This window comes from Actinomyces sp. ICM58, assembly GCF_000283035.1.
GTDB lineage: Bacteria > Actinomycetota > Actinomycetes > Actinomycetales > Actinomycetaceae > Pauljensenia.
In genome coordinates, this window is sequence record NZ_ALIY01000230.1 from 1 (window position 1) to 4375 (window position 4375).

At 67.2% G+C, this 4375-nt stretch carries 7 protein-coding genes; 4 read left to right on the forward strand and 3 right to left on the reverse strand.

The genetic code is table 11. The annotated features are described in order from the left end of the window. A partial coding sequence (locus tag HMPREF1138_RS10155; RefSeq protein WP_443110664.1) for a Y-family DNA polymerase occupies positions 1 to 311 on the reverse strand: 311 nt, incomplete at its 3' end. Positions 312 to 320: 9 nt separating this feature from the next. Continuing rightward, positions 321 to 812 (reverse strand): hypothetical protein, encoded by a 492-nt coding sequence (locus tag HMPREF1138_RS10160; protein WP_009059543.1) that lies wholly within the window; start codon positions 810 to 812, stop codon positions 321 to 323. A gap of 132 nt (positions 813 to 944) precedes the next feature. Between HMPREF1138_RS10160 and HMPREF1138_RS10165 the strand changes: the two genes are divergently transcribed. Both HMPREF1138_RS10165 and HMPREF1138_RS10170 read left to right on the forward strand, forming a co-directional pair. Then, positions 945 to 1472 (forward strand): YbhB/YbcL family Raf kinase inhibitor-like protein, encoded by a 528-nt coding sequence (locus HMPREF1138_RS10165; RefSeq protein ID WP_009059532.1) that lies wholly within the window; start codon positions 945 to 947, stop codon positions 1470 to 1472. Positions 1473 to 1476: 4 nt separating this feature from the next. Next, positions 1477 to 1938 (forward strand): tRNA (cytidine(34)-2'-O)-methyltransferase, encoded by a 462-nt coding sequence (locus tag HMPREF1138_RS10170; RefSeq protein WP_009059536.1) that lies wholly within the window; start codon positions 1477 to 1479, stop codon positions 1936 to 1938. A gap of 79 nt (positions 1939 to 2017) precedes the next feature. On the opposite strand, the gene HMPREF1138_RS10175 is transcribed toward HMPREF1138_RS10170, so the two are convergent. Next, positions 2018 to 2509 carry a hypothetical protein gene (locus HMPREF1138_RS10175; RefSeq protein WP_009059545.1) on the reverse strand — a complete coding sequence of 164 codons (492 nt, stop codon included), beginning with the start codon at positions 2507 to 2509 and terminating at the stop codon, positions 2018 to 2020. Between the two features lie 212 nt (positions 2510 to 2721). On the opposite strand from HMPREF1138_RS10175, the gene lpdA reads away from it, so the two are divergent. Both lpdA and HMPREF1138_RS10185 read left to right on the forward strand, forming a co-directional pair. Beyond that, complete coding sequence (lpdA, locus tag HMPREF1138_RS10180; RefSeq protein WP_039937955.1) at positions 2722 to 4095, forward strand: dihydrolipoyl dehydrogenase; 1374 nt, start codon at positions 2722 to 2724, stop codon at positions 4093 to 4095. 24 nt (positions 4096 to 4119) lie between these two features. Continuing rightward, positions 4120 to 4375 (forward strand): biotin/lipoyl-containing protein (locus HMPREF1138_RS10185; protein WP_009059534.1); only part of this gene is annotated, 256 nt, incomplete at its 3' end.

The window sequence follows — 4375 nt, forward strand, 5'->3', positions numbered from 1 at the left end:
CGCGCGGGCCCCCGAGCGCGGCAGCGCGCCAGCCCCGGGCGCAGGCACTCGACACCCGCCGCGACCGTGTCGAAGGCGTCGACGACCGCGCCAAAGGCGCGCGCCTCCCGGTCGGGGTCACGCGGCAGACAAACGAGCTCCGGGCACAGGTAGGTCGCCTGGCGCACGCTCATCCCAGAGCGCACACCGCAGCGCCTGGCTGCGGCGCTGGCGATCTCGATACATTCCGCGTGGGTCACGGCGCCGCACCCGCCGGGAGGCAGGTCGACCACCAGGCAATTCACGGGCCAGTCGGGCACCCACACCACCATGTAGCGCACCTAGACCACCGCCCGTCTTTCTCCCGCGACGCTCGTCGCGCGCGAGAGCCCCGGCCACGCGCGCAGCGTCACGAGGGTGCGCCCCAGCGAGCGGGCTCGGGCCGCCAGCGTGCGGCACTCGGAGCGGGTCAGCTCCGCGACATCCAGGCAGACGACGTCGCAGGCGTCGAGAAGTAGCGCGCACAGCTGCCCCACGTTCGTCCCTTCCCCGGGGCTCAGGACGAGCACGCGCTCCAGGTCCATCCCCTGGCGCTCGGCCCATTCCCATCCGATATGGCGCACCCCGCACAGCCCGATCCATCCCTCTGGCGGGCAGGCGTCGATGAGGATGCGTATCAGCCGTCCCCTTTCCTGTGGGCCCAGGAGGACCGGGGCGAGTGCGCCGGATACACGAGGTGTCTCGACGGCGACCCGGCCGCGCAGACCGACAGAATCTTCGGCGCGGCTCAGAGCCTCACGGGCTCGCAGCAGGCGCACGCGCGCATCGGACACGTCTCCCCCTTTCCACAACCGTAGAACACCTGTTCGATAGGGGAAGTGTAGAACCCCGCTCACACATCTGCGTCCCGGGCGCACGTTCCCCATCTCATACGCGACAATGGGGACACAAGAAAAGGAGTACTCATGAACATCGATACTCGCCCCCCGGCACCCGCCCCCTTCGAGGGCATCGATCTGCCCAGCTTCACCCTGACCTCGTCCACCCTCACCGACGGCGCACCCATGCCAGAGTCGGCGACCGCGCGCGCAGGCTCCCTCTCCCCCGACCTCACGTGGGAGGGCTTCCCCGAGCAGACGGCCAGCTTCATGCTGACCTGCTTCGACCCGGACGCCCCCATCCCCTCGGGCTGGTGGCACTGGACGATCCTGGACATCCCCGCCTCGATGACCCACCTAGACCCGGGCACGGGCACATCCGATCTCACCCTCGACGGCCCCGCGTTCCACCTGCGCGGCGATGCGGGCGAGGCCTCCTACTTCGGAGCCGCCCCGCCGGCCGGCGACCGCCCCCACCGCTACATCTTCACGGTGCACGCACTCGACGTAGACACCCTGGGGCTCGACGACGACGCGACCCCCGCCATGGCCTCGTTCGCCGCGCTCGAGCACACGATCGCGCGTGCCACCCTGACCGTCACCCACCAGGCCTGAGGATATGCTGCACATCATCTTCTGGGAGCCCGAAATCCCCGGCAACACGGGCGCCGCGATCCGACTGTCGGCCTGCACCGGATCCATGCTGCACCTGGTTAAACCTCTGGGCTTCGACATGGACGACGCGAAGCTGCGCCGAGCGGGCCTCGACTACCACGACCTCGCGCACGTCATGGTGCACGAGAGCCTGGACGACGCCCTCGCCCAGGTTCCCGGACGAGTGTGGGCGCTGACGGGGCACGCGACCTCCATGTATTCGGACGTCGCCTACCAGGACGGCGACGGGCTGCTGTTCGGGCGCGAGTCCGTCGGCCTGTCCGAGGAGGCCATGAATCATCCGCGCGTGCGCGAGCGCGTCCGCATCCACATGCGCGAGGGGGTGCGTTCGCTCAACCTCGCCAACTCGGCGTCAATCGTCCTGTACGAGGCGTGGCGTCAGCTGGGATTCCCGGGCGGGGTCTAGCACTCCTAGCCGTCGAGGCCCGGATCGGATCGCTCCGCCGGGCCTCGCCTCGTCTCTTGATATCGGGCCAATACCCGCGTCAGCTCGCCTTCCATGGCGGGCCCGAGCGCTCGACCTGCTCGGCGAGCGAGACGATCCGGCGAGGATTCGAGCGCCACATCCACACGATGCCGATGAGCGAGACGACCAGGGGAAGGTAGTAGAAGTCCGCGCCCATCGCGGTCCAGGCCGAGCGCGCGGAGTTGAGCTCGTCCAACCCGAGGGAGGCAACCCACAGGACAAGGGGGATCCCAATCGACAGGGAGATAGCCACCCAGCCGACCATGCGCATGCGCTTGCCGTTGTGCGTCAAGGCAGTCGCGGCGACAAGGTAGTCGATGCCCGCCAGGAGGGCGACGAGCTGCGGCCCCCAAGGTTTGCCCTGCCCGTGAAAAAGATCGATGATAGCCGTCGCAAAAATCCAGACACCGAGAACCCAAAACAGCGCGATAATGATGCGCCCGAGCCCCAGGGAGGGTGGGCGCTTGTCGCGAGCGCCGCCATTGTCATGAGTCGCGTCTTGTGTGTGCACACTTCGATCCTACCGACAGGCCCGTCTCGATGCACCGCGTTCCGCCAGGCGGCCCGCCGCACGGGATCGTGTGTCCCGATACACCAACTCGGCACACCGACCTGTGGGACAGTGATGGGCAAACGTGGGACAATGGGCCTATATGGACCGTGAGGCCCGTCATGAAATCAACCATACTGAGCGTTCAGTTCATCAACGAGGAGTTGTCTACCTTGAGCGAATCGATCTACGACATCGTCATTCTGGGTGCGGGTTCCGGCGGTTACGCGACCGCCCTGCGCGCGGCGCAGCTGGGCATGAAGGTCGCCCTCATCGACGGCGATAAGGTCGGTGGCACCTGCCTGCACCGCGGCTGCATCCCCACGAAGGCGTACCTGCACGCGGCCGAGACTGCCGAGGCCGTGCGAGAGTCCGCGAAGTTCGGTGTCAACTCCACCTTCAACGGCATCGATATGGCTCAGGTCGGCAAGTACCGCGACTCGGTCATCTCCGGCCTCTACAAGGGACTGCAGGGGCTGCTCAAGTCCCGCAACGTCGAGCTCATCTCCGGCTGGGGCCGCCTCGCCGACGCGAACACCGTCGAGGTGAACGGCCAGCGCATCACCGGCCGCAACATCGTGCTCGCGACCGGCTCCTACTCGCGTTCGATCCCCGGCCTCGAGATCGGCGGACGCATCATCTCCTCCGACCAGGCCCTCCAGATGGACTGGGTTCCTTCCTCCGCCGTGATCCTCGGCGGCGGCGTCATCGGCCTCGAGTTCGCCTCCGTGTGGCGCAGCTTCGGCGCCGAGGTCACGATCATCGAGGCGCTGCCCCACCTGGCCAACAACGAGGACGAGGCCATCTCCAAGCAGCTTGAGCGCGCCTACCGCAAGCGCGGCATCAAGTTCCACACGAACACCCGTTTCGCGTCGGCTTCGCAGTCCGAGCAGGGCGTGCACGTGAGCACCGAGGACGGCAAGTCTTTCGACGCCGACGTCCTGCTGGTCGCTGTCGGCCGCGGCCCCGTCACCGAGGGCTTGGGCTACGAGCAGGTCGGCATCACGCTGGATCGCGGCTTCGTCATCACGAACGAGCGCCTGCACACCGGCGTTGGCAACATCTACGCGGTCGGCGATATCGTCCCCGGCCTGCAGCTCGCTCACCGCGGCTTCATGCAGGGCATCTTCGTGGCAGAGGAGATCGCGGGCCTGAACCCGACCATGCAGGCCGACATCGACATCCCGCGTGTGACCTTCTGCGAGCCCGAGATCGCCTCGGTCGGCATGACGGAGAAGCAGGCTCGCGAGAAGTACGGCGATCAGGTGCGCACGGTTGAGTACAACCTCGCGGGCAATGGAAAGTCGTCTATCCTGGCAACGTCGGGTCTCATCAAGCTGGTCTCGGTGGAGGGCGGACCGATCGTGGGCTTCCACGGTATCGGCGCGCGCATCGGAGAGCAGATTGGTGAGGGCGAGCTCATGGTGAACTGGGAGGCGTACCCCTCGGACGTCGCGTCTCTCATTCACGCGCACCCGAGCCAGAACGAGTCGCTCGGCGAGGCAGCTATGGCGCTGGCCGGCAAGCCCCTCCACGTCCACAACTGATACAGCTTTATTAGGAGAACACACATGGCAACGTCAGTGACCATGCCCGCTCTGGGCGAGTCCGTCACCGAGGGCACCGTTACGACGTGGCTCAAGCAGGTCGGCGATACCGTCGAGCTTGACGAGCCCATCGTTGAGGTGTCCACCGACAAGGTCGACTCCGAGGTCCCCTCCCCCGTCGCGGGCGTCCTCCTCGAGATCCTGGTTCCCGAGGACGAGACCGTCGAGGTCGGCACCGAGATCGCGCGCATCGGCGACGCGTCCGAGGCCTCGGCTCCCG